The sequence below is a fragment of the Methyloligella sp. GL2 genome, from assembly GCF_013341275.1.
Lineage (GTDB): Bacteria > Pseudomonadota > Alphaproteobacteria > Rhizobiales > Methyloligellaceae > Methyloligella.
Genome location: NZ_CP054476.1, coordinates 2776866 through 2799831, shown reverse-complemented (window position 1 = coordinate 2799831; position 22966 = coordinate 2776866). Strand labels below are relative to the sequence as shown.

22 protein-coding genes are annotated in these 22966 nt (G+C 64.6%); 9 read left to right on the top strand and 13 right to left on the bottom strand.

What is annotated here, in order from left to right; all coding sequences use genetic code 11:
- The first annotated feature begins 27 nt into the window (after window positions 1-27).
- The 4 genes from HT051_RS13020 to HT051_RS13005 all read left to right on the top strand — a co-directional run bounded on the left by HT051_RS13020 (window position 28) and on the right by HT051_RS13005 (window position 5781).
- Window positions 28-834, top strand: coding sequence for a c-type cytochrome (locus HT051_RS13020; RefSeq protein ID WP_246810095.1), 807 nt, complete (start codon window positions 28-30; stop codon window positions 832-834).
- Between the two features lie 90 nt (window positions 835-924).
- A complete protein-coding gene (locus tag HT051_RS13015) occupies window positions 925-1374 on the top strand; it encodes a gamma-glutamylcyclotransferase (protein WP_174542437.1) in 450 nt (149 codons plus the stop codon).
- Between the two features lie 77 nt (window positions 1375-1451).
- Complete coding sequence (gene ppdK / locus HT051_RS13010; RefSeq protein WP_174542436.1) at window positions 1452-4166, top strand: pyruvate, phosphate dikinase; 2715 nt, start codon at window positions 1452-1454, stop codon at window positions 4164-4166.
- A gap of 262 nt (window positions 4167-4428) precedes the next feature.
- Window positions 4429-5781: a cell wall hydrolase gene (locus HT051_RS13005; RefSeq protein ID WP_174542434.1), complete on the top strand. Its 1353-nt coding sequence runs from the start codon at window positions 4429-4431 to the stop codon at window positions 5779-5781.
- Here HT051_RS13005 and nadC read toward each other — a convergent pair.
- The 4 genes from nadC to HT051_RS12985 all read right to left on the bottom strand — a co-directional run bounded on the left by nadC (window position 5732) and on the right by HT051_RS12985 (window position 10737).
- Window positions 5732-6595 carry a carboxylating nicotinate-nucleotide diphosphorylase gene (nadC, locus tag HT051_RS13000; RefSeq protein ID WP_174542433.1) on the bottom strand — a complete coding sequence of 288 codons (864 nt, stop codon included), beginning with the start codon at window positions 6593-6595 and terminating at the stop codon, window positions 5732-5734. The genes HT051_RS13005 and nadC overlap by 50 nt on opposite strands.
- Window positions 6596-6618: 23 nt before the next feature.
- Entirely contained in the window at window positions 6619-8247 is a 1629-nt protein-coding gene (locus HT051_RS12995) for an L-aspartate oxidase (RefSeq protein WP_174542432.1), read from the bottom strand.
- Between the two features lie 23 nt (window positions 8248-8270).
- Window positions 8271-9347 carry a quinolinate synthase NadA gene (nadA, locus tag HT051_RS12990; RefSeq protein ID WP_208454323.1) on the bottom strand — a complete coding sequence of 359 codons (1077 nt, stop codon included), beginning with the start codon at window positions 9345-9347 and terminating at the stop codon, window positions 8271-8273.
- Window positions 9348-9549: 202 nt separating this feature from the next.
- A complete protein-coding gene (locus HT051_RS12985) occupies window positions 9550-10737 on the bottom strand; it encodes a PQQ-dependent sugar dehydrogenase (RefSeq protein ID WP_246810094.1) in 1188 nt (395 codons plus the stop codon).
- A gap of 379 nt (window positions 10738-11116) precedes the next feature.
- Between HT051_RS12985 and HT051_RS12980 the strand changes: the two genes are divergently transcribed.
- Window positions 11117-12826 (top strand): NAD-dependent malic enzyme, encoded by a 1710-nt coding sequence (locus HT051_RS12980; RefSeq protein ID WP_174542429.1) that lies wholly within the window; start codon window positions 11117-11119, stop codon window positions 12824-12826.
- 3 nt (window positions 12827-12829) lie between these two features.
- On the opposite strand, the gene HT051_RS12975 is transcribed toward HT051_RS12980, so the two are convergent.
- From HT051_RS12975 to HT051_RS12965, 3 genes are all read right to left on the bottom strand, one after another.
- A complete protein-coding gene (locus tag HT051_RS12975; RefSeq protein ID WP_174542428.1) occupies window positions 12830-13843 on the bottom strand; it encodes an NAD regulator in 1014 nt (337 codons plus the stop codon).
- 3 nt (window positions 13844-13846) lie between these two features.
- The gene (locus tag HT051_RS12970) at window positions 13847-14374 is read right to left on the bottom strand and encodes a tyrosine phosphatase family protein (protein ID WP_174542427.1); all 528 of its coding nucleotides are present in this window, start codon (window positions 14372-14374) and stop codon (window positions 13847-13849) included.
- A 115-nt stretch (window positions 14375-14489) separates the two neighbouring features.
- Window positions 14490-15101 carry an HD family hydrolase gene (locus tag HT051_RS12965; protein ID WP_174542426.1) on the bottom strand — a complete coding sequence of 204 codons (612 nt, stop codon included), beginning with the start codon at window positions 15099-15101 and terminating at the stop codon, window positions 14490-14492.
- Window positions 15102-15243: 142 nt separating this feature from the next.
- Between HT051_RS12965 and HT051_RS12960 the strand changes: the two genes are divergently transcribed.
- Window positions 15244-15486, top strand: coding sequence for a DUF2188 domain-containing protein (locus HT051_RS12960; protein WP_208454322.1), 243 nt, complete (start codon window positions 15244-15246; stop codon window positions 15484-15486).
- A gap of 33 nt (window positions 15487-15519) precedes the next feature.
- Here the strand turns inward: HT051_RS12960 and HT051_RS12955 are convergent, their stop codons facing one another.
- Together HT051_RS12955 and HT051_RS12950 are read right to left on the bottom strand one after the other, a co-directional pair.
- The gene (locus HT051_RS12955) at window positions 15520-16110 is read right to left on the bottom strand and encodes a DNA-3-methyladenine glycosylase I (protein ID WP_246810093.1); all 591 of its coding nucleotides are present in this window, start codon (window positions 16108-16110) and stop codon (window positions 15520-15522) included.
- Window positions 16111-16118: 8 nt separating this feature from the next.
- Window positions 16119-16997: a folate-binding protein YgfZ gene (locus HT051_RS12950; RefSeq protein ID WP_174542424.1), complete on the bottom strand. Its 879-nt coding sequence runs from the start codon at window positions 16995-16997 to the stop codon at window positions 16119-16121.
- Between the two features lie 87 nt (window positions 16998-17084).
- Here HT051_RS12950 and HT051_RS12945 point away from each other — a divergent pair, with 87 nt between their 5' ends.
- Complete coding sequence (locus HT051_RS12945; RefSeq protein ID WP_246810092.1) at window positions 17085-18416, top strand: dihydroorotase; 1332 nt, start codon at window positions 17085-17087, stop codon at window positions 18414-18416.
- A gap of 21 nt (window positions 18417-18437) precedes the next feature.
- On the opposite strand, the gene HT051_RS12940 is transcribed toward HT051_RS12945, so the two are convergent.
- Window positions 18438-19088: a hypothetical protein gene (locus HT051_RS12940; protein WP_174542422.1), complete on the bottom strand. Its 651-nt coding sequence runs from the start codon at window positions 19086-19088 to the stop codon at window positions 18438-18440.
- A 70-nt stretch (window positions 19089-19158) separates the two neighbouring features.
- Between HT051_RS12940 and HT051_RS12935 the strand changes: the two genes are divergently transcribed.
- Window positions 19159-19830, top strand: a complete 672-nt coding sequence (locus HT051_RS12935) for a LysE family transporter (protein ID WP_174542421.1) — start codon at window positions 19159-19161, stop codon at window positions 19828-19830.
- A 30-nt stretch (window positions 19831-19860) separates the two neighbouring features.
- On the opposite strand, the gene HT051_RS12930 is transcribed toward HT051_RS12935, so the two are convergent.
- The 3 genes from HT051_RS12930 to HT051_RS12920 form a co-directional block, all read right to left on the bottom strand.
- Complete coding sequence (locus HT051_RS12930; RefSeq protein WP_246810091.1) at window positions 19861-20094, bottom strand: hypothetical protein; 234 nt, start codon at window positions 20092-20094, stop codon at window positions 19861-19863.
- A gap of 160 nt (window positions 20095-20254) precedes the next feature.
- On the bottom strand, window positions 20255-20875 hold the full coding sequence (locus tag HT051_RS12925) for a TIGR02301 family protein (protein ID WP_246810090.1): 621 nt from the start codon (window positions 20873-20875) through the stop codon (window positions 20255-20257).
- Window positions 20876-20936: 61 nt separating this feature from the next.
- The gene (locus HT051_RS12920; protein WP_174542420.1) at window positions 20937-21515 is read right to left on the bottom strand and encodes a hypothetical protein; all 579 of its coding nucleotides are present in this window, start codon (window positions 21513-21515) and stop codon (window positions 20937-20939) included.
- A 272-nt stretch (window positions 21516-21787) separates the two neighbouring features.
- On the opposite strand from HT051_RS12920, the gene HT051_RS12915 reads away from it, so the two are divergent.
- Window positions 21788-22960, top strand: a complete 1173-nt coding sequence (locus HT051_RS12915) for an alpha/beta fold hydrolase (RefSeq protein ID WP_174542419.1) — start codon at window positions 21788-21790, stop codon at window positions 22958-22960.
- Window positions 22961-22966: the final 6 nt, after the last annotated feature.

The following is a 22966-nucleotide window of genomic DNA, read 5'->3' as shown; positions in this document are numbered from 1 at the left end:
CGAATGCACGGTTATGGAGGAAGCCAAATGCATCGACTCACTGTGACGATCTGCGTCCTGATTTTGAGCGCCGCTGCCTTAACCGCCTGCGGTTCCGAAGACGAAGACACCAGCAAAGCCGATCAGACCGAGCAAAGCGCCGTAACGCCCGGCGAGGCCGAAGCCACGCTTGACCAGGAAGAGAATCAGATGGTCGGCGAGGCTGAGGAGGAGGGTGCTGCCGCCGATGCCGGCGCTCCCGGCACCATGGAGCCGGAAGTCGCTGGCGGCAGCGACGTGTCGCCGCCGACCGATGCCGAGGTGGCCGCTGGCGAAGCGGTCGGTGAGGCGGAAGCCGACGCCGAAAAAATGCAAGCCGAGGCCAATGCGGCAAGCGAGGAAGAAGGCGCCGCTGCCGATGCCGGCGAGGCCGGCACCATGACGCCGGAGGAAGCGGTGAAGAACACGCCGCAAGGCGAGCTGAAGAACCCTTACACCGATTATCAGTCCGTCGCCGAGGAAGGCCACAAGCTCTATATGGGCCTTTCCTGCAATGGCTGTCACGGCGGCACCGGCGGGGGCGGCATGTGCCCGCCGCTGACCAATCCGGTCTGGGTCTATGGCGCCGATGACGACACGCTGTTCCGCATCGTCACCGTCGGCAGCGATGGGCTGCAGAAGGATTACGGCATGACCCGCAAGGGCTCCGAGAACGTCGTCGGTCCGATGCCAGCCATGGGCTCGGCGATCAAATCCGAGGACGATCTTTGGAAGATCATCGCCTGGATTCGCTCGGTGAACCCCGATTCCCTGAAGGAAAAGAAGCCGCCGCCGATGCCCGAGGGGCTCGAATAGGGAAGAGAGACGCTTTTCCCGTCTTCCGATAGGCGCTAGACAAGAAGGGCGGGGACAGATTGCGTCCCCGCCTTTTTCATATCGTTGCCCATGCGCCAATCTCTCTTCGTCTACGGCACCTTGCGATCGGACCACACCCACCCGGTGGCGCGGCATCTGCACAGCGCCGCGGAGCATGTCGGCGAGGGCTGGGCGCAAGGCGTGCTCTACGATCTCGGCAGCTATCCCGGCGCAATCTTCGATGAGGGCGAGAGCGCCCGCATCCGCGGCGAAGTGTTCGCCTTCTCCGCCAATGGGAAACTGCTCGACACCCTGGACCGTTATGAAGGCCTCGCCAGCGAACATCCGTTCGGGGATTATGAACGCTTGTCTGTCAGTGTCCGCCTTGGTTCCGGACACGGCACCAGACATGGTACCGGATTTGGCACCGGACGCCGCATCGAGGCTTGGGCCTATGCTTTGGTCTTCCCGCGCGGGCCGCGCGTTGCCAGTGGCGATTGGCTGGAGCACGCAGGCCCAGACAGCTTCTCGCAGCCATAGCCGTTCTTTGCATGGGCATTCTACCGGCTTGATTTGTTTCCCGCCGCGCTGAGCGGCAAAAGAGGCACCCCTCCGACATGGCATCAGATATCAGCCAGAACGAGCCTGTCATCGTCGATGCGCCGAAATGGGTCTACACCTTCGGCGCCGGCAAGGCCGACGGCTCCGCCGCTTTGAGCGATGTCCTCGGCGGCAAGGGCGCCTATCTCGCCGAGATGTCGCGGCTGGGTCTTCCCGTCCCGCCCGGCTTCAGCATCTCCTCGGAGGTCTGCACCGCCTATTACAAATCCGGACGCCGCCTGCCCGAAGCGCTGAAGCCGCTGGCCGAGGATGCCTTGCGCTTCGTCGGCGAGACCGTAGGCGCCGAATTCGGCGATGCGCAAAACCCGCTCCTGGTCTCGGTCCGCTCCGGCTCCAGAGCCTCCATGCCGGGCATGATGGATACGGTGCTCAATCTCGGCCTCAACGACGAGACCGTGCAGGGGATCGCCGCGCGCTTCGACGACCGCTTCGCCTACGACACCTATCGCCGCTTCATCCAGATGTATGGCGATGTCGTGCTCGGTATCGATCATCATTTGTTCGAAGAGGTGCTGGAGAACTTCAAGAACCTGAAAGCCTTCGAGTTCGACACCGAGCTCTCGGCGGAAGACTGGATGGAGATCGTCCGCCGCTACAAGCAGCTGGTGGAGGAGGAGCTCGGCGAGCCTTTCCCGCAAGACCTGCACGATCAGCTTTGGGGCGCCATCGCCGCCGTGTTCGGCTCCTGGCAGAATGCCCGCGCCATCGCCTATCGCCGCCTGCACGACATCCCCGATGCTTGGGGCACGGCGGTGAACATCCAGGCCATGGTGTTCGGCAATCGAGGGCAGCTCAGCGCCACCGGCGTCGCCTTCACCCGTAATCCTTCCACCGGCGAAAAAGAGCTCTACGGCGAGTTTCTGGTCAACGCGCAAGGCGAGGATGTCGTCGCGGGCCTGCGCACGCCGCAGCCTCTGACCAAAGGCGCGCAGAAAGCCTCCGGCGACACACGCCCCTCCATGGAAGAGCTGATGCCGGAGACCTTCGCCGAGCTCAAAACCGTCTGCGATACGCTGGAGACCCATTTCCGCGATATGCAGGACATCGAGTTCACGGTGGAGGAGGGGACGCTGTGGATGCTGCAGACCCGCACCGGCAAGCGCACCATGACCGCCGCCTTGAAGATCGCCGTGGACATGGCCTCCGAAGGCATCATCAGCCGCGAGGAGGCCGTGGCCGGCATCAATGCCGCCCAGCTCGATCAGCAGCTTCATCCGACCCTGGACCCCGATGTGCCGAAGGAGGTGCTGGGCCGCGGCCTTGCCGCATCGCCCGGCGCCGCATCGGGCGAGCTGGTGTTCGATGCCGACGAGGCGGTGCATCTGAAGGCGCAAGGCCACACCGTGATCCTCGCCCGCATCGAGACCTCGCCCGAGGACGTGCAAGGCATGCATGCCGCCGTCGGCATCCTCACCACGCGCGGCGGACTGACCAGCCATGCGGCCGTCGTCGCCCGCGGCATGGGCCGGCCTTGCGTCTCCGGCGCCGGCCGCATCCATATCGACCTCGATCAGGAGACCCTGAGCGCAAACGGCACCACCTTGCAGAAGGGCGATATCGTCACTGTCGATGGCACCTCCGGCGAGATCATCAAGGGCCGCGTCGCCATGCGCCAGCCCGACCTGTCGGAGGATTTCGCCACGCTGATGCAGTGGGCCGACGGCTTCCGCCGCATGGCCATACGCGCCAATGCCGACACGCCCCACGAGGCGGAGCAGGCCCGCGATTTCGGCGCCGAGGGCATCGGGTTGTGCCGAACCGAGCATATGTTCTTCGACGAGGACCGCATCAATGTGATGCGCGAGATGATCCTTGCCGAGGATTCGGAAGGCCGCCGCGAGGCACTGGCCAAGCTGCTGCCCATGCAGCGTCAGGATTTCCTGCTGCTGTTCGAGATCATGGGCGAGCGGCCGGTGAATATCCGTCTGCTCGACCCGCCGCTGCATGAGTTTCTGCCCCATCGCGAGGACCAGATCGAGGAGGTCGCCCGCGTGCTCGGCGTCAGCATCGCCAAGCTGAAGCGCCGCGTCGGCATGCTGCGCGAGTTCAACCCGATGCTCGGCCATCGCGGCGCAAGGCTGCTGGTCTCCTATCCGGAGATTGCCGAGATGCAGGCCCGCGCCATCTTCGAGGCCGCCATCGCGGCGGGAAAGTTCCTGGAGACCGAAGTGCGCCCGGAGATTATGGTGCCGCTCGTCACGGTCAAAGCCGAGCTCGATATCGTCAAGGCGCGCATCGATGCCGTCGCTGCCAAGGTTACCGAGGAGACCGGCGTTTCGCTCTCCTATACCGTCGGCACCATGATGGAGCTGCCGCGTGCCTGCCTCGCCGCCGGCGAGATCGGCGAAACCTCCGATTTCTTCTCCTTCGGCACCAACGACCTTACCCAGACCACCCTCGGTCTCAGCCGCGACGATGCCGGTCGCTTCCTCGGCGAATATTCCGATAAGGGCATCATCAGCTACGACCCGTTTATGACCCTGGATAAGGCGGTGGGCGAGTTGATGGAGATCGCGATTGCGCGCGGGCGTGCTGCCCATCCCGGCCTCAAAGCCGGCATCTGCGGCGAGCATGGCGGCGACCCGGCGACCATCCGCTTTTGCGAGAAGGCCGGGATCGACTACGTTTCCTGCTCGCCTTACCGGGTGCCGATCGCCCGTCTCGCCGCCGCTCAGGCCGCGCTCGCCGCAACGGGGAAAGTTCCCTCTTAACACCCCTTTAAGTCCAATCTGCGAAGACTCGCTAAGACCTCGTTCACCACATTTTGCCCAAAATTCTGGGCGAGCTTTGTGGAGACTGAGACGGGATCCGGGGCACGATCGGGCGGCAGGGCCGCCAATTCCTCCGGAAAATTAGCTGGTAATGTCCGATTTTGGCGCGTTTTTGCCTTAATTGGACGGCGGGGAAGCTGTGTGAGCCGCGCGCAATAGGCTCAAGGTTTCTTCGGGGTACGGGGACGAAGCTGGAGGGACCATGAGCGACAGCTCATGCGGGCGTAAAAGCCGGGGCGTATGGCTTGGCCTGATCGGTGCGGCAGTGGGGCTACCGCTTGCGGGGCTGGCCTATGTGACGGCCGTTCCAGGCAACGATATTGGTTTTCAGCTCGAACTTCTCTTGTCGGGAGACGGCTCCGATCGGCCGCTGACCTTGGCGCTCGCCGATACCGACGAGCTCAAGCCGCTTTCGCCGGAGACCGCGAAGCTGTTCCATTCCGCCGAGAAGGGGCCCCGCGCCGACAAATACCACACCGTCAAAACCACGACCTATGCCGGCCGCCAGACCATCGCCGCCTCGGTGCTTGCCAGCGCCGGCGTCGATGCCTCCCTCGAAGAGGTGCAGAAAGAGGCCATCGACCGCGAGACCAAGGCCGACCGGCTGAAGCACACCTACACCACGGTCAAGCTCACAGGCGCGCTGGCCGACGGGCGCGGCACCAATATCTTCATGAAGCCCACCGAGTCCGAGAGCGCGTTTGCCTCGGGCCCCGATTACGACGGCACCGCACTTCTGCAATGGGCAGTCTACAAGCCGCTGGAGGAGAAGAAGGGCAGCATCTCCTATAAGGGCGAGACCGAAGCCGAATTCGAGGAGCGCGAGCGCCGCTGCCTGGCGACTGCGATCTATTTCGAAGCCCGCGGCGAATCGCAGGAAGGTCAGCTCGCCGTGGCCCAGGTGGTCATGAACCGCGTGCGCAGCCCGAAATTCCCCGACACCGTCTGCGGCGTGGTTTATCAGGGCCAGTTCAAGAAGGGCTGCCAGTTCTCCTTCACCTGCGACGGCAAGACCGACAATGCCAAGGAAGGTCCGCAATGGGAGCTGGCGCAGAAGCTGGCCCGCGACGTGACCTCCGGCAAGGCCTGGTTAGAGGATGTCGGCTATTCGACCTTCTACCACGCCAATTACGTGCGCCCCCGCTGGGCTCGCAGCATGAACAAGATCGACACCATCGGCAGCCACATCTTCTATAAGAAGCGCAAGGAAGAGCCCTATGTCGTGTCGGCCGATCTGATGCAGGCCGCCAACGAGGACGAGCCGCTCGATCTGAACGCCACCGTGGCGACCACCGAGCTGCTTCAGGCTGTGCTCGAGGAAGAGGCGGACGACGATGCGGCCCAAACCCAGGTCGCCGATGCCGAGACGCCCCAATCCGAGTTATCCCAGCCCCAAGTGCCCCATGGCGTGGTGATGCAGGCGGCAGCCGAGAACACGCCGGCCAACCCGGCCGACAGCATGGGCCCTCAGCCGGTCTCTATGGTCTCGACCACGGCCAGCATCGCTAGCGCGTCCAGTCCAGCCCCAAGTCTAGGTTTTTCGGCGAGTGAGTAAGCGCCCCGACCGAGATCAGCTCGACGCCGGTTTCCGCAATCCCCCGCACCGTCTCTAGATTGACGCCGCCCGAGGCCTCGGTGGTGACCTTGCCTTTGGTCATCTCGACCGCGCGGGTGAGGGTGGGGATGTCCATATTGTCGAGCAGCACCGTGTCGATCGGCAAGCGGAGCGCTTCTTCCAGCTGATCCAGCCGGTCCACCTCCACCTCGATCTTCACCGCATGGCCGACGCGGGATTTGAGCTGCGCCAAGGCCGGCTCGATGCCGCCGGCCGCGGCGATGTGATTGTCCTTCACCAGCACCGCGTCGTAGAGGCCGAAACGGTGGTTCTGCCCGCCGCCGCAGCGCACCGCGTATTTCTCCAGCCCGCGCAGATGCGGCGTCGTCTTGCGGGTGTCGACGATGATCGCGCCAGTCCCCTCGACTGCCTCGACGAAGCGGCGGGTCAGGCTGGCGATGCCGCTCAAATGCCCGAGGAAATTCAGCGCCACCCGCTCCGCCGTCAGTAGCGCCCGGGTGGTTCCCTCGATGTGCGCGACCGCCTCTCCCGGCGACACCGAATCGCCGTCCTCGGCGAGATAGGTGAAAGCGCATTCCGGATCGAGCAGGGCAAAGGCCAGCTCGGCCACTTCGAGCCCGGCGATCACCCCGTTCTCCCGCGCCACGATCTCCGCCGCGCCTTCCGCCTCGGCCGGGATAATGGCGTTGGTGGTGATGTCGCCGGCCTGACCGAGATCTTCCTCCAGCGCCGTCCTCACCGTCTCTTCGACGAGGGACGCAGGGAGCGTGAGTTCAGGTGAACTGCCGGACATGGGGGATGCGCCTCGGCTTGGTCTTAAGCGTGGAGCGGTGTGGCCACCGCGGGCTGCGGCTCGGCTTCGGGCGCCACCTTCGCGGCAATCGCCTCCGCCTCGCGCAAGGTGAAGAAGCTCCGCTTGGCGAGCTGCGGCACGGCCTCCGGATAGTCGCTGCGGAAATGCGAGCCGCGGCTCTCCTTGCGCGCGAAAGCCGCCGCGGTGATCAGCGTCGCCGTGGTCAGCATATTGCGCAAAGTACGGTCGCTCTCCTCGGCCTTCATCTCGCCGAGGACCTGCAGCGCATCCGCCAGGGAGTCGCCCTCGCGCATCACCCCGACCTTCGCCGTCATGGTCTGGCGCAGGGCGAGCAGCCGCTTGGCCTTATGGTCTTCGGTAAGCGTGTCGTGGGTTTCCAGCATCACCGGCCGCACGCGGTCGATGCGGTTGGCATTCGCCTTGATATCGGCGGCGACACGCGCACCGAACACCACCGCCTCGAGCAGCGAGTTGGAGGCGAGCCGGTTGGCGCCATGCACGCCCGTGGACGCCACCTCGCCGCAGGCCCAAAGCCCGTCCAGGCTGGTGCGCCCGTTCGCATCCGTCAGCACGCCGCCCATATGGTAATGCGCCGCCGGCGCCACCGGGATCGGCTCGGTGACCGGATCGATCTGCGCCTCCCGGCATTCCGCATAGACGGTCGGAAACCGCGTCGCGATCTCAGGTCCGAGGAAACGGCAATCGAGATAGGCGCCGCGCCCGCTCATCACCTCGCGGTAGACCGCACGGGCGACGATGTCCCGCGGCGCCAGCTCCGCATCGGGATGCACACCGCGCATGAAACGCACCCCTCGCTTGTCGATCAGCGGAGCGCCTTCGCCGCGCAAGGCTTCCGTCGCCAGCGGCGCCGGATCGGCGCCGACATTCAGCGCCGTGGGGTGAAACTGCACGAACTCCGCATCGGCAATGATGGCGCCGGCCCGGGCCGCCACCGCGACCCCTTCGCCGCGCGAGGGCGCCGGGTTGGTGGTGATGGAGAAGAGCTGGCCCGTGCCGCCTGTGGCCAGAACCACCCGGTCGGCCGGCAGCATGCAGCGTTCGCCCGATCCGTCTGCGGCCCAAAGCTCCACGCCCGAGACATGGCGGCCGCGCATCACCAGATCGCCGACCGACCAGCCATCCATGATGGTGACGGAAGGCGTCTTGCGCACCGCCTCCATCAGCGCCGTCATGATCGCTAGGCCCGCCGTGTCGCCCTGTACATGCAAAATGCGGCTGTGATGATGGGCGGCTTCCTTGCCGAGCGCCAGATGGCCTTGGGTATCTCGGTCGAAGGGCACGCCATAGGCGAGCAGCTCTTCGACCCGCGCTCGGGCCTCCCGTGCCATCAGCTCGGCGATGCCCGGATTGACGATACCGGCGCCCGCCGCGACCGTGTCGGCAGCGTGCTCTTCCGGCGTATCGCCTTCGCCGACCGCGGCGGCAATGCCGGCCTGCGCCCAGAACGAGGAGCCGCCTTCGCCGAACGGTGCGCCGCAGACCACGGTGACGGGAAGCGGGGCGAGCTTCAGCGCGGTGAAAACCCCGGCGAGCCCGGCACCGATAACGACGATGCGCCCGCCCTCATCGGCCGCGAAGGTACCCGACCGCCGCTGTTCGGCATTGCTCACGGGAATGCTCCTTAAGACAAGGCTTAGTGATTGAGGTTGATCATCCGCTCCACGGCGGTCCGCGCGCGCTCCGCCACGTCCTCCGGCACGCTCACCTCCTCTTTCATGAAGATGAGACTGTCGAGGATCTTCGGCAGGGTGATGCGCTTCATATGCGGGCAGAGATTGCAGGGACGCACGAACTCCACGCCCGGCGCTTCCACCGCCACGTTGTCGCTCATCGAGCACTCGGTGACGAGCAGCACCTTGCTGGGCTGGTTGTCCTGCACCCAATGGATCATGCCGCTGGTCGAGCCGGTGTAATCGGACTCGTTGATCACGTCCGGCGGACATTCGGGATGGGCAATGATCTTCACACCCGGATCGGCCTCGCGATAGGCGCGCAGCTCTTCTGCGGTGAAGCGCTCATGCACCTCGCAATGCCCCTTCCAGGTGATGATCTCCACGTCGGTCTGAGTCGCCACGTATTTCGCCAGATACTCGTCCGGGATCAGCAGCACCCGGTCCGTGCCCAGCGATTCCACCACTTTCACCGCGTTGGAGGAGGTGCAGCAGATATCGCATTCCGCCTTCACCTCCGCGGAGGTGTTCACATAGGTGACGATCGGCACGCCCGGATAGGCCTCGCGCAGCGCACGCACATCGGCGCCGATGATCGAGGAGGCGAGCGAACAGCCCGCATTGCTGTCGGGGATCAGAACCGTCTTGTCGGGGTTCAGCAGCTTCGAGGTCTCAGCCATGAAATGCACGCCGCACTGCACGATGACGTCGGCATCGGCCTTGGAGGCCTCGCGCGCAAGCTGCAGGGAATCGCCCACCACGTCGGCGACGCAATGGAAGATCTCCGGCGTCATGTAGTTATGCGCCAGCACCACAGCGTTGCGGTGCGCCTTCAAGTCGTTGATCGCCTTGACGTAGGGCGCAAAGCCCGGCCACTCGATCGGCGGGATCACCCGCTTCACCTTCTCATAGAGATGCGCGGTGGCACGCTCCACCTCAGGCGTGAAGGCGAGCTCCGGGATCATATGATCCGGCAGCGGCGCGCCTTCGTAGCGCTGGGCCAGCTCCGCCGAGCTATCGTTGAGATGAGGTGCCGTCATGGGCTCAAATCTCCGTTCCACATTGATCTGCCTATTAATACTCATATTGAGTATATATAGGATGTTAAATTACCGGCACAAGATATGCGGGCCTGTGCCGGCGAGGCCGATGCGGCTTCCCGCCGGCCCCTCCTTAGAATGTGTTCTCTAAGACTATAAGATACGGAAGACGCGATTTCCAGAGGGGTAAAACAGTGGATTACTACCCTTCGGAATCGGAAATTTTAGTCAATTTCAAGAGCTTGCCGCCTGCGCCATCGGTCAGCACATAAATTGCGCCATCCGGTCCTTGCGCCACATCGCGAATTCGCGCGCCCATGGCGAGCCGCTCCTCGCCGGTCACCGCATCGTCCTCCAGGGAGAGGCGGATGATGGCTTGCGAGGCGAGCCCTGCGAGCAGGATATTGCCGTCCCATTCGGGAATTGCATCGCCGGTATAGAAGGTCATCCCCGAGGCGGAGATCGCCGGCACCCAATGGCGCACCGCATCCTCGAACTCCGGATGGGTCGGTGGGTTGGGGATCTTCTCGCCGTCGTAATGGTCGCCCCAGCTCACCACCGGCCAGCCGTAATTCTTGCCCGCTTGCGGCTTGTTCAGCTCATCGCCGCCGCGCGGGCCGAATTCCTGGGTCCACAATTCCCCGGTGGCGGGGTTGATCGCCGCGCCCTCGACATTGCGGTGGCCGTAGGACCAGATCTCCGGCAGCGCGGTGTCGTCGCCGACGAAAGGATTGTCGTCCGGGATTGAGCCGTCCCGATTGATCCGCACCACCTTGCCCAGCGTATTGGTCAGATCCTGCGCCGGCTCGAACTGGAAGCGCTCGCCGGTGGTGACGAACAGCGTGCCGTCCGGCGCAAACGCCAGCCGTCCGCCGAAATGGTTGCGCCCGTCGATCTTCGGTCTCTGGCGGAAGATCACCTCCACCCCGCTGAGCGTATCGCCGTCAAGCTTGCCGCGCGCCACTGCCGTGCCGGCCTTGCCGCCTTCGCCCGGCTCCGAGAAGGCGAGATAGACGAGCTTGTTGTCTTTGAAGTCGGGATCCAGCGCTACGCCCAAAAGCCCGCCCTGGCCTTGCGTCCAGACTTCGGGCACGCCCGCGATCGGATCGGAAACCGTGCCGTCCTTGGCGATGCGGCGGAGCTGCCCCGTCTTCTCGGTGACCAGCATCGATCCGTCCGGCAGAAACGCCAATCCCCAAGGCTCGTCGAGACCGGAGGCGATGGTCTCCACGGCAATGGGGCCGGCTTCGCTCTCGATCTGCCGGGTTTGCGCAATCGCGCCGCCTTTATGGGGATCGGGCATCCAGAGAAGCCCGGCTGTCAGGAGGGCCACCGCCAGCAGCGTGCCGGAGCCGCCGGACCGGGTCGGGAAAGCGCTGGAGCGCTGCATCGCAATGTCCTCATAGGCTGTGTTGGGCGCATCTCGATCGCCCCAGCAAGCCACGACAATCCGGCGTAGGTTGGGCGCGCCAAGACGCCTTCGCGATTTGCGCCTTGAACGCGTGGCTTTGAATCGCCAATTGGGCTACACCCGTTGCTCCGGCCACGCGGCCTCTCGCGCCCGCATTGTCGTAATTCCCTTGCTTCAATATGCGGAATTCGGCCGTGGGGGCAGACCCCGCCCGCCGCCGGACATTCAACAGACTTAGGTGCCCGCAAAACGGCACCCGCCCGCCAATGCTTGATTGTCGTCCCGACCAGAGTTTCTCCCGGCCCAACTGCCACGCGCAGGGCCGGTCATCCGGCGGCATATCTTCGAGAGGCCGCTCATGAGAAAAATCTCCCCGGACGGATATATCGAGGTCGATCTGGAAGGCGCGCCGTTGCTGACCGAGCCGCTGCTCAACAAGGGCATGGCCTTCGACGAGCAGGAGCGCAATCTGTTCGGTCTGCACGGGCTGTTGCCGGCCCATGTCTCGACCCTGGACGAGCAGATGGAGCGCCGGCTCGAGGCCTTGCGCCAATTCGAGACCGGGCTGGAGAAATATCTCTTCCTGCGCAATCTCCAGGACACCAACGAGACGCTGTTCTACGCCTTGCTGGAGCGCAATCTCGCCGAGACTCTTCCCGCCATCTACACCCCCTCGGTGGGCGAGGGCTGCCAGGAGTTCAGCCATTACTGGCGCTATCCCCGCGGCCTGTTTCTCAGCTGGCCGCAGCGCGACCAGATTGAAGAGATCCTGAACCGGCCGCGCTACGACTATGTCGAGACCATCGTGGTCAGCGACGGCGAGCGCATCTTAGGGCTAGGCGATCAGGGCGCCGGCGGCATGGGCATCCCCATCGGCAAGCTGTCGCTCTATACCGCCATTGCTGGGCTCGATCCGGGAACCGCGCTGCCGATCCTACTCGATGTCGGCACCGACAATCCGGAGCGCTTGGCCGATCCGCTCTATGTCGGCTGGCGCCACAAACGCATTCGCGGCGCCGAATACGAGGAATTCGTCGAACGCTTCGTCTCGGCGGTCGAGAAGCGCTGGCCCAACGTGCTGCTGCAATGGGAGGATTTCGCCCGCGCCCAGGCCGGCAAGCTGCTGCACCGCTACCGCGACCGGCTACTTACCTTCAACGACGATATCCAGGGCACTGCGGCGGTCGCCGCCGGAACCTTGCTCGCTGCCGTCGGCGCCGCGGGGCAGAAAATCGCCGACCAGCGCATCGCCATTGTCGGTGCCGGCAGCGCCGGCTGCGGCATCGGCAATCTGATCCTGCGCGAGATGATGGAGGCGGGGCTCAGCGAGGCGGAGGCCAAACGCCGCTTCTTCGCCATCGATGCGCAAGGTCTGCTGGTGGAAGACATGCCCGGCCTGCTGGAGTTCCAGGCGCCCTTCGTGCAGAGCGCCGAGGCGGTCAGCGGCTGGTCGTGCGAGACGCCGGGCCGGATCGGCTTGCTCGATGTCGTCAAGAATGCCGAGCCCACCGTGCTGATCGGCGTTTCCGGCCAGCCGGGCCTGTTTACCGAGGAAGCGATCCGCGCCATGGCCGCCAAGGTCGAGCGCCCCGTCATCATGCCGCTGTCGAACCCCACCTCCCATGCCGAGGCAACGCCCCAGGAGCTCATCCAGTGGACGGAGGGCCGCGCGGTGATCGGCACCGGCAGCCCGTTCCCGCCGGTCTATTGGAACGGCGCGGAGGTGCCCATCGCCCAGACCAACAATGCCTATGTCTTCCCGGGGCTGGGGCTCGGCGTGCTGGCGGTGCAGGCAAGGCGGGTCAGCGACGGCATGTTCGCCGCTGCCGCGCGGGCCCTCGCCAATATGTCGCCGGCCTGGCAGGATCCTGGCGCGCCGCTTCTGCCGCCGGTCGACGATCTGCGCGCTGTCGCCATGCAGGTCGCCAAGGCGGTGGCTTTGCGTGCGCGGGAGGAAGGGCTTTGCCCGCCCTTCGAAGACGATGCGCTGGAGGAAATGATCCGCGCCCAGATTTGGGAGCCGGTCTATCGGCCCTACCGGCCGAAAGTGCCAAAGAGCGAGACCTAAGGCTCAGCCCCGCGCCGGCTTCACCCGCAAGCCCGGGGCGGGCCGCTCCAGCACCACTTCGCGGCGGAAGCGGTAAAGCCGCGCCGGCCGGCCGCCGGTGCGGGTCGAGACATTGCCGGTCTGCTCCACGAGACCGGCATGCTCCACCAGGCGGCGGAAATTCTGCTTATGCAGCAGCGTGCCGGAGATTGCCTCCACCGTCTGCTGCAGATCGTACAGAGTGAACTCGGCCGGAAGCAGTTCGAACACCACCGGGCGGTATTTCAGCTTGCCCCGCAGGCGGCTGATGGCGGTCGCCAGAATGCGCCGGTGATCGAAAGCCATCGGTCGGCCGATCTCCGGCAAGTCCTGCCATTGCCCGGCGGCTTTCCGCCCGTCGCGCTTGGCTTCGGTGACGAGGCCGGCCTCGTAGAGCAGCTCGTAGCGCTCCAGCACCTTCTCCTCGTCCCAGCCGCCGCCGATGCCGAAGCCGATCTTCAGCCGGTCGGGGCGGCGCAGCGCCCGTGCCGGTGCGCCGGGCAGCGGCGGACGCTCGGCCCATTCCTTCAGCCGCGGCTCGATCTCGTCGGTGAGGATGGCGGGCTTTCCTTTGCGCCAGTCTTCCCAGGGGAAATAGGCATACCAGGGCGACCAATGCGCCCCGCGCAGATCGTCGGCGCTGCCGCGGGACAGGGCCAGATAGCCCACCGACAGCATATGCGAGGCGCCATCTCCCGGCTCCGCATGGCGGCCGCGATCGCCGAAAGTATAGAGCTGCTCGACATAGCCGAGATCGAGACCGGTCTGCTCCTCCACCCAGGCGCGCAGGCCAATTTCCAATGTGCGGTGATTGCGCGGCGCGAACGGGCCGAAGGGCAGGGCATCGTATTCGCCCGAACCGACCGTGCCCGGACGCACCACCAGGATTTGCGGCTGCCGCTCCGCCACCGTGACGATGGCGGCGTTCAGCCCGATTTCGATCTTGAGATCGGTCGCCGTGTCGGGACCGGGACGGGCGGCGCTTGATGGGGCCGCCATAACTTACGCCGCGAGTTGCGCGTCGAGCGTGAAGACCCGGCCCTCGGCGGCGATTTCGCCATCGCCGATCGCTTCCACCGCCGCCAGCATACGGCCCTCGCGGTTGAGCAGCTCGTCGGCCAGCGCCACCAGCCGCCGGTTGGGATAGGCGGTGGGGGAGGCTTGGCGCAAAGACTGCGCAACGCGCCGCTCGTCGAGCTCCGGGTTCAGCGCGCAGAGCACGATGAAGGCGGCGGCCGTGGAGCGGCTGATGCCGGCCCAGCAATGGATCAGCAGCGGCGCCTCGCGGTCCCAGCTTTGGGCGAAATCGATCAGCTCCTGCACATGATCGACGCAAGGCGCGGTACGCCCCGGCGTCGGGTCGCAGATATCGTTCATCGAAAGCCGCAAATGCCGCATCGGCTCGATGCTGGCCGGCGTATCCACCTGCATCTCGCTATTGATCAGCGTGATGAGATGGCTCACCCCCGCATCGGCGACGGTGCCTGCAACGCCGCTGAGCGGAGAAACATAAATGGTTTGTTTGGGCATCGTCTCGTACGCACTCCCTAGTGTGCGTCCCCATAGCAAGGCTTCATGGCGAAATCGCGGACGAATCGCAACAAAATCCCCGAATCACTAAGGCTTTTACGCATCTTTGTGTTGATCAAAGATGAAGCTTTGAAAAACGTTTCAGGAAGCGCGCCTGCGCCTCGCCCGCCGGCAGCGGCTTCAGCTTGGTGAGCTTGTTCGCAAGCTTGCTATCGAGCCCCCGCGGCGCCCCGAAATAGCGCTTCGCCTCGTCCACCTCGAAACCGGCCAGCCGGGTCGCTTCATAGAAGGCGGCGATGCGGTCGGCGCGCTTGATCAGCGCTTCGATTTTCTGCGGCGGCTTTGGCGGCAGGCCGAAGCGGATATGGATTGCCGCCAGCAGCCGGTTCTCGAACTCCTTGTAATCGAACGAGAGTGCCGCCTTGAACGGGCTGATCAGATCGCCGATCACATATTCCGCCCCGTCATGCAGTAGCGCTGCCAGCCGCCAGCGCCGGTCGATATCCGGATTCAGCGCCGCGACGATCTCCTCCACGATCATGCTGTGCTCGGCCACCGAGAAGGCATGCTCGCCATGGGTCTGGCCGTTCCAGCGTGCCACCCGGGCAAGTCCGTGGGCGATATCGGTGATCTCGATATCGAGCGGCGAGGGATCGAGTAGATCGAGCCGCCGCCCGCTCAGCATGCGCTGCCATGCCCGCGCCTTGTTCTCGCCGAGACTAGCCATTCGTAACCTGCCATTTGGCAATCGAGGGCTCGACAAGTTGCACAACCATTGCCAAAACACTTAGGGGAAGTATGAAGTTAAAGTTCATAGTATGACTAAGTATCGCAGGGTCGTCTTTTCACGTCACAGGGGAGCATGACAGATGGCAAAGACCAAGCTGACCCGCTATTCGCTGATGTACAACTCAACGAACAGCAAGTGGGAACTGAAGAACGAATCGACCAAGGACGTCGTGAAGAGGTTCAAGACCAAAGCCGACGCGATCAAGGGTGGTGTCCTGGAAAAAGCGGTGAAAGAGGGATCTGTGCGCATCCGTAAACGCGACGGCAAGATCCAGGAAGAGCGCACCTATCCACGCAATCGCGATCCACGTGGCCGCGGCTAGCTTCAATTCTCTTGGCAAAATCGGCGGCTCGCATCAGCCGGCCTGCTGGGCAAGGCCGGCGCAAGCCGCGTGGCGCGGGCACGATACCAGATGGTCGTTCACCAGCCCGACGCTTTGCATGAAGGCATAGACTGTCACCGGACCGCAGAAGCGGAAGCCATGCGCTTTCAGCGCCTTGGCGAGCGCGCGGCTTTGCGCGGTCTCGGCCGGAATCTCGCTCATGCTGCGGAAGCCGTTCTGCACCGTCTGCCCGTCCACCGTGTCCCAGATGAAGTTGGTGAAGCCGGGGCCTTGCTCGAGCTCTAGAAAGGCGCGGGCATTGGAGATCGCCGCTTCGATCTTGCCGCGATGGCGGATGATGCCGGGATCCTTCAGCAGCGCTTCGATCTTCTCGGGCCCGTAATCCACCATTTGCGCGGCTTCGAAATTGTCGAACACCTCGCGGAAGCGCTCGCGCTTGCGCAAGATCGTGATCCAGGAAAGCCCGGCCTGGAATCCCTCCAGCACCAGCTTCTCGAACAGTGCGCGGGAATCGTGCTTCGGCACGCCCCATTCTGTGTCGTGATAGGCGATATAGAGCGGATCGTTTCCCGCCCAGGGACAGCGCGTCTCGTCTTCGCTCATGCCGGCACTCATGCCGCTTCCGTCGGGATGGCGAAACGCGCCCAATCGGGTTTGGCGAGCGAGATCGCCACATCGCCGGCCATCAGAGGCTTGTCCTTGGAGATCGCATCGCCCGCCCGGTCCAGCCGGATCAGCGCTAGGCCGGACCTGCCGCTCACCGAGCCGAGCGTGCCGATCGGCGCGCCGTCGGCGCTGATCTCGGTGCCCGGTTCCGGGAGATCCGCGTCGGCGCTTACCGGCACGATGCGTTTGCGTGCCGTGCCGCGATGCTCCATGCGTGAGACCACCTCCTGGCCGATGAAGCAGCCCTTGGTGAAGTCGACGCCGCCGAGCTGGTCGAGCAGCGCCTCATGCGGGAAGGTGCCGCCATACTGGAAATCTTGCCCGCCGGCCGGAACCCCGTGCGCGATGCGTAAGCTATCGTAGTCGGCTTGGCTTGCCGCCTCGCCCGGGAGCGCGGCGAAATCGTCCGCGTCCAGGATCACCCGCGTCCCCAGCGCCGCAAGCCGCGGATCGGGGAAGGCGATGACGCCATCGGGAAGATCGAGCGGTTCCGGCACGTCGCCGAACAATGCGGCCACGCGAAGCTCCGGCCGTGCCGCAATCTCCACCTTGGCGCGGAGCTTGTAGAAGGTGAGGCGCTTGGCGAGCTCTGCCGCCTGCTCGGCGAGGCAATCGAACAGATAGCCGCCCTTGCCGTCGCTTGCGATGAAGAAGTCGAACAGGATCTTGCCCTGCGGTATCAGCAGCGCTGCATAGATGGCCGTGCCGTCTGAAACATGGGTGATGTTGCTGGTGACGAGGCCTTGCAGGAAATGGCTCGCATCTTCCCCGGAAACGGCGATCACCGCCCGATCGTCGAGTAGCAATTTCTGACAATGGCTCATGGCGCGCATCTCTGCTAGCAAGGGCACCCAGATGTATTGAAGCGCCTCCGCTCCCGCAAGGGCGCACCGACGGAAGGAAAGTCTTCCTTGAGCTACGACCTCCTGATCAAGAACGGCACAGTGGTCAATCACGCCGGCAGCGCCAAGGCCGATATCGCCGTGGCGGGCGGGCGCATCGCCGCGATCGGCGATATTCCGGACGGCGAGGCCACGGAGACCATCGAGGCGACCGGGCTGCATATCCTTCCCGGCGTGATCGACACCCAATGCCATTTCCGCGAGCCCGGCGGCGAGCATAAGGAAGACCTGGCGAGCGGCAGCCGCTCTGCCGTGGCGGGCGGCGTCACCGCCGTGTTCGAGATGCCGAACACCAACCCCGTCACCACCTCGAAGGAGGCACTGGAAGACAAGGTCGCCCGCGCCACCGGGCGCATGCATTGCGACTTCGCCTTCTATGTCGGCGCGACGCAAAACAATATCGATCTGCTTCCCATGCTGGAGAAGCTGCCGGGCGCCGCCGGCATCAAGGTGTTTCTCGGCTCCTCCACCGGCGATCTCCTGCTCGAGGACCCCGAGGCCTTGGCCGCGCTGCTCTCCCGCATCTCCCGCCGCGCCGCGTTCCATTCGGAGAATGAAGGGCGCCTGCGCGACCGTGCCGATATCCGCCGCGAGGGCGATCCGAAAAGCCATAGCGAATGGCGCGATGCGGAAGCCGCTCTCAGCTCCACCGAGGCGCTGATCTCTGCTGCGCGCATCGCCGGCAAGCGTATCCATGTGCTGCATGTCTCCACAGCCGCGGAGATGGAGCTTCTCGCCCTGCATAAGGATGTCGTCAGCGTCGAGGTGACGCCGCAGCATCTGCTGCTCGCCGCGCCGGAGGCCTACGAGCTTCTCGGCACCAAGGCCCAGATGAACCCGCCGATCCGCGATGTCGAGCATCAGCGCGTGCTCTGGTGGGGCCTCGATCAGGGCGTGGTCGACGTGCTCGGCTCCGATCACGCGCCGCATACGCTGGAGGAGAAGGCGAAGCCCTATCCGGCCTCGCCCTCCGGCATGCCCGGCGTGCAGACCTTGGTGCCGGTGATGCTGGACCAGGTCAATCAGGGGAGCCTCAGCCTCGCCCGCTTCATCGACCTCACCAGCGCCGGCGCGCAGCGCATCTTCGGAATTTCCCGAAAGGGACGCATTGCCGTCGGCTACGACGCCGACTTCACCATCTGCGATCTGAAGCGCCGCGAGACCATTTCCGACGAATGGGTCGAGAGCAAAAGCGGCTGGACGCCGTTTGCCGGCAAGACCGTGCAGGGCTGGCCCGTCGGCACCATCATTCGCGGCTATAAGGCGATGTGGGAAGGCGAGATTACCGAGCCCCGCGGGCGTGCCGTCGAGTTCGGCGAGGCGCTGCCCAAAGCCGGGTAGGGCCGAGGGGCGGCCGCTCCGCTAGCGCAGGAAGTAATGCCAGATGCCGGTGGCGCTGATCCCGGCGCTATAGCCGGTATATTTTCCCGACTTCAGCATCGCCGCCGCCTCCTTCGGCGGCACGATGCGGTAGAGCTCCACCTGCTCCACCGGGGTCAGCTTGGTCAGGTCGCGCTTGGCGAAATAGGGCCAGACATAGATCGTCTCCTCGCCTGAGCCGGTTTTCACGAAGCCGAGTGAGAACACATTCATCACCGCAGCCAGGATGTCCCGCCCGCTGCCGTCGGCGGAAACCTCTTTCCAATAGGCGATCGGATCGTGGGTCCATTCGTTGCGCACCAGCGGCTTGACGCCGTTGGATTCCAGCACCGGGCGCATTTTTTCCAGATCCCCGCTTTGCGCGGCGATGAAGATTCGCTCCAGCTTGCTCTTCACAGGATCCGGCAGAGCGCCGATATCGTAGAGCGTCGCGCCGCTTTCCGCCGTGCCGGTCTCTGCCGGCGGTAGAGGCAATGGCGCGGGCGAGGCCTGGGTTTTCGCAGGCGCTTGCGAGGATTTCGGCTGCACCTGCTCGCCGGCGCGGGCTCGATCATCGAAGGCGTAGACAAAAATGGCACTGGCCGCTACCAATGCTGCGCAGGCCACGAACACTGATTTTCCGAACGGTTTCATGCATCACCCCGTATCGGTGGACCGAAATTTTCGCCGCCGGACTCCTCGTCCCATCTGGAAGTAACGCGCGATGGAAGCCGGTGCCCATATCGTGCTCTCCGGCATCCAACTGGTGGTGTCCGGGTTGATCATTGGCCTTCTTGTGGCCGCTCCCACCGGGCCGGTCAACGTCCTCGTGATCCAGCGTGCCGTGGCGCGCGGCTTCGGCGGCGGCCTGGCGGCCGGCCTTGGCGCGGTGCTCGGCGATGGGCTGCTGGCCGCCATCGCCGCCTTCAGCATGACCGCCGTCTCCGACATCATGATCGCCTATGCGGGCTGGATCCAGATTATCGGCGGCATCATCATCCTGATTTTCGGGGTCGGCTTGTTTCTGACCCGCCCCGTCCTGGAAGTGCCGGCCGACGAGCGCTCCTCCGTGGCGAGCCATATGGGCATCATCCCCCAGACCTTCCTGCTCACCGTGACCAATCCGGGCGCGATTCTCGGCATGCTCGCCATTTTCGGCGGGCTCGGCTCGCTGGTCGGCGGGCTTGAGACCTATTGGGAGGCGATGATCGTGGTGCTGTCGGTGATGGGCGGCAGCCTTGCCTGGTGGCTCGGCCTGTCGGAGCTGATCGCCACCATACGCCATCGCCTGACGGAAGGACGCCTGCGGCTGATCAATCGGATCGCCGCAAGCATCCTTCTCGTCTTTGGCGTGGTGCTGCTTGTGAAAGTCTTTGCCGGTATCGGGCCGGTTTAGCCCGGGCGCCGGCCGCGCCCTCCTGCGCCGCTACTGGGTGGTGCGCCGCAAGGTGAATTCGCCGTGATTGATGCGCCGGGCAAGACCGCCGGCCATCTTGGCCACCGCGTCCTCGCCGTAAATCGTGATCAGATCGGAAAGCGCCGCGAACAGAGCCGCATTGGCCATCATCTCCGGCTCGATTCCGTCGTAGATCGCCTCTTCCCAGGCATCGAGAATGTAGCCGAGCGCGGCTTCTTTATGGGTGTCTTCTACCGTGTCCAAAACCAAGGATCCTCGCACCGTTCTTCTCCCTCGCGCGCGTTGTTCAACTGCTTGCCTAGCACGCCAGACGCGAGGCCTGTGCCACAGAGTGAACCGACAGTTAATTTGTAAGGTTTATGGCCGCGGCGCTGCGCGAAACGGCGAGCCCTGTCAGGCGCCCCTATTCGGAGGCTTTGGCGGCGTGATCCGTGGGCTCCGTCGGCCCGGCCAATGCCAGTGCGATCTGCGAGCCTTCCAGGGTGAAGCGGTCGATCGCCACCGTGGCCGAATCCGTGCAGGTCCGATAGGTGCGGCGGAAGCCGCGATAGCCGTCATTGAAATTGTTGACCAGCCGCGCCCGGCGCACCGCGGTGGTGCCCTCGCTCTTCACCAGCGCGTCCATCTGTTCGCGCCAGAGCTGGCCTTCCTGCGCCCCGCATAGCTCGCGCAGGTAATGCAGCGCGCCGAGGATCTCGGCCAGCCGCATCAGCTTGTCGTCATAGGGCCGGTCGTCCGGTGGCGGGGGAGGCGGCGGCAGCTCGGCTTGCGGAACCGGCACCAGATCGCCGGCCGGCGGCTGTTGCGGCACCACAGGCGGGCTCGGCGGCGGACGCCGGCTGCGGCGCGGACGATCGTCGAACCAGGGCGACCAGAAGAACTGCGCCTTGGCCGGCGGCGGCGCGGCCACCAGCCCGCCGGCAAGCCAGGCAAGGCCCGCCAGAAGCAAGATCGCAGTCTGTGTCCGTCCGCTCATGGAATCTGAGTAGCGCTTCAAAGCGGCGAAATCCAGCCGCACGCGCATCGATGCGCCGCAAGCTATCCTTGCCGCGGGAAAACCGCTGGGTCTTAGAAGACGAAAGGGCTTATTCGCCGCCGAAATCGGTCGCCGCCCCGTCGCCGCCGACGGCGATGGCATTGGCCGCGTCGATCAGCACCGTGAGCCGCTCGCCGGCCTGGTAGCAGCGCGCCGGGAGAGCGGAGCGGTCGTCGCTTGCAAGCTCGCTGCGGATGATGGCGATCACCATCACCGCTTCGCCATGTAGCCGCTCCACCGCCTGGTCGAAAGCCTCGCGGGTCTGCTGCGGCGCCCGGCGATAAGCGGCGATCGCCAGATTCTTGTCGCGGAAACCGGAGAAGGAGAAATGCTCTTCATAGGTGAGGGGGCGCCAGGCGGCGAGATCCTCGGCGAAATCGTCCGGGTCGGTCGCCAGCGCTTCGAGCAGCATCACCAACTCATGAAAATGATTCAGATAATCGCTGGCAAGCAGCGTCGATTCATTGATGTTGGTGCCGGGAATATGGGACCGGAAATGGTCGACCATGGCCAGGCGGAAAGCGGCGACGATATCCTCTCGGCTAACGTCTTCTTCCAGCTCCTGCCGTGCGGCTTCGCCTTGTTGTTTCTGCTCGGCAAACATGGCCTTACCCCTGATCAGGCTCATAATGGGATTCACTGTTTCCCAGCTGGCTTACCAAAGCGTTACTCCACCCCGTCCGAAACGGCTGTTGACCGCGGATTTGTAAGATTTTTATCGGAATACGCGCGAAATTCTCGCTTTGCGTGCATATCGACCGGAAGGTCGCGCAGCTTCATGTGCCCGGCTTCGATACCATAACGCCAAAATGCTTCGCTCCGAACCGGTCAAGGGCTGGGCTTTCGCCCCGCTTTTCGTGTTAGAAGGCGCTTCCGTTTCAACAACTCGATGTGGCTGTCATGACCCGCGCACTCTTATTCGCTCTTGCAGTTTTGCCTTTCCTGTTCGGTGCCGCTGGCGCCAATGCCGAATCCCAATCCAAATTCTATAGCCTTGCGGGAGAGACCATCTCCGGCGCGCCCGGCAGCATCATCAAGTCCGAAAAGATGCTGCGCTCTCCCCTTGGCGGCACCGCCTATCGGGTCATCTACCGCTCCAAGGGGATGAAGGGCGAGCCGATCGCCGTCTCCGGCGTGATCATCGTTCCCAAGGACGGCGCGCCTGCTGGCCAGCGCCCGGTCGTGGCCTGGGCCCACCGCACCACCGGCATCGCGCCGAAATGCGCCCCCTCCATGGGGATGGTCCATTTCGACGATATCGACGGTCTGTTTCCGCTGCTGAAGCAGGGTTACGTGATCACCGCCACCGATTATCCGGGTCTCGGCACGCCGGGCCTGCATCCTTACCTCGTCGGTGAGAGCGAAGGGCGCGCGGTGCTCGATTCGGTTCGTGCCGCCATCGCCATGCCCGAGGCTGGCGCCGGCAAGGAGTTCGTGGTCTGGGGCGAGGGGCAGGGCGGCCAGGCGGCCTTCTTCGCCGCGAAGATGGCTCACAGCTACGCCCGCGAGCTGAAGCCGATCGGTGTCGCCGCGGCGTCCCCGATCACCTATCTCGCCGATCTGGTGGATGACGACTTCGCCACCAAGGCCGGTGACAACCTGACCTCCTATCTGCTGTCGTCCTGGTCCCGCATCTACGGCGTCAAGACCGAGTCCGTTGTCGATCCTGCCGCCGTGCACGCGGTTGAGGAGCAGGCCAGCCAGTGCGTCCACGATTTCGTCGATCTGCGCGCCAAGCTCGGCGACGATCTGCCGTTCAAGAAGATGCCGATCCTGACCAAGGAACTCGGCACCACCAAACCCTGGTCTACCCTGATGGCGGACAACACGCCTGGCTCCCTTCCGCGCGACATCCCGGTGTTTATCGCTCAAGGCGGCAAGGATGAGGTCGTGCCCGAGGCTGTGACCCGGAAATACGGCGATCACCTTTGCGCCGGCGGCAACAAGGTGAAAATGGTGGTGCTGCCGAAGACCGGCCATCGCGCCATTGCCAAGGATAGCGGCAAGATGGTCGCCGAGTGGATCGCGGCCCGCTTTGCCGGCGAGGCCGCCCCGAGCGTCTGCGGCGGTTAAGCGAGA

What these genes read in the sequence shown, in the direction of transcription:
- nadC (WP_174542433.1), bottom strand. Translation starts at nt 6,595, where the DNA reads ATGTCCGGCAGTTCACCTGAACTCACGCTCCCTGCGTCCCTCGTCGAA.
- nadA (WP_208454323.1), bottom strand. Translation starts at nt 9,347, where the DNA reads ATGACGGCACCTCATCTCAACGATAGCTCGGCGGAGCTGGCCCAGCGC.
- HT051_RS12940 (WP_174542422.1), bottom strand. Translation starts at nt 19,088, where the DNA reads ATGAAACCGTTCGGAAAATCAGTGTTCGTGGCCTGCGCAGCATTGGTA.
- HT051_RS12915 (WP_174542419.1), top strand. Translation starts at nt 21,788, where the DNA reads ATGACCCGCGCACTCTTATTCGCTCTTGCAGTTTTGCCTTTCCTGTTC.
- HT051_RS13020 (WP_246810095.1), top strand. Translation starts at nt 28, where the DNA reads ATGCATCGACTCACTGTGACGATCTGCGTCCTGATTTTGAGCGCCGCT.
- HT051_RS12955 (WP_246810093.1), bottom strand. Translation starts at nt 16,110, where the DNA reads ATGAGCGAAGACGAGACGCGCTGTCCCTGGGCGGGAAACGATCCGCTC.
- HT051_RS12925 (WP_246810090.1), bottom strand. Translation starts at nt 20,875, where the DNA reads ATGCGCGTGCGGCTGGATTTCGCCGCTTTGAAGCGCTACTCAGATTCC.
- HT051_RS12970 (WP_174542427.1), bottom strand. Translation starts at nt 14,374, where the DNA reads ATGCCCAAACAAACCATTTATGTTTCTCCGCTCAGCGGCGTTGCAGGC.
- HT051_RS12980 (WP_174542429.1), top strand. Translation starts at nt 11,117, where the DNA reads ATGAGAAAAATCTCCCCGGACGGATATATCGAGGTCGATCTGGAAGGC.
- HT051_RS13005 (WP_174542434.1), top strand. Translation starts at nt 4,429, where the DNA reads ATGAGCGACAGCTCATGCGGGCGTAAAAGCCGGGGCGTATGGCTTGGC.
- HT051_RS13015 (WP_174542437.1), top strand. Translation starts at nt 925, where the DNA reads ATGCGCCAATCTCTCTTCGTCTACGGCACCTTGCGATCGGACCACACC.
- HT051_RS12975 (WP_174542428.1), bottom strand. Translation starts at nt 13,843, where the DNA reads ATGGCGGCCCCATCAAGCGCCGCCCGTCCCGGTCCCGACACGGCGACC.
- HT051_RS12935 (WP_174542421.1), top strand. Translation starts at nt 19,159, where the DNA reads ATGGAAGCCGGTGCCCATATCGTGCTCTCCGGCATCCAACTGGTGGTG.
- HT051_RS12960 (WP_208454322.1), top strand. Translation starts at nt 15,244, where the DNA reads ATGGCAAAGACCAAGCTGACCCGCTATTCGCTGATGTACAACTCAACG.
- ppdK (WP_174542436.1), top strand. Translation starts at nt 1,452, where the DNA reads ATGGCATCAGATATCAGCCAGAACGAGCCTGTCATCGTCGATGCGCCG.
- HT051_RS12985 (WP_246810094.1), bottom strand. Translation starts at nt 10,737, where the DNA reads ATGCAGCGCTCCAGCGCTTTCCCGACCCGGTCCGGCGGCTCCGGCACG.
- HT051_RS12920 (WP_174542420.1), bottom strand. Translation starts at nt 21,515, where the DNA reads ATGAGCCTGATCAGGGGTAAGGCCATGTTTGCCGAGCAGAAACAACAA.
- HT051_RS12965 (WP_174542426.1), bottom strand. Translation starts at nt 15,101, where the DNA reads ATGGCTAGTCTCGGCGAGAACAAGGCGCGGGCATGGCAGCGCATGCTG.
- HT051_RS12950 (WP_174542424.1), bottom strand. Translation starts at nt 16,997, where the DNA reads ATGAGCCATTGTCAGAAATTGCTACTCGACGATCGGGCGGTGATCGCC.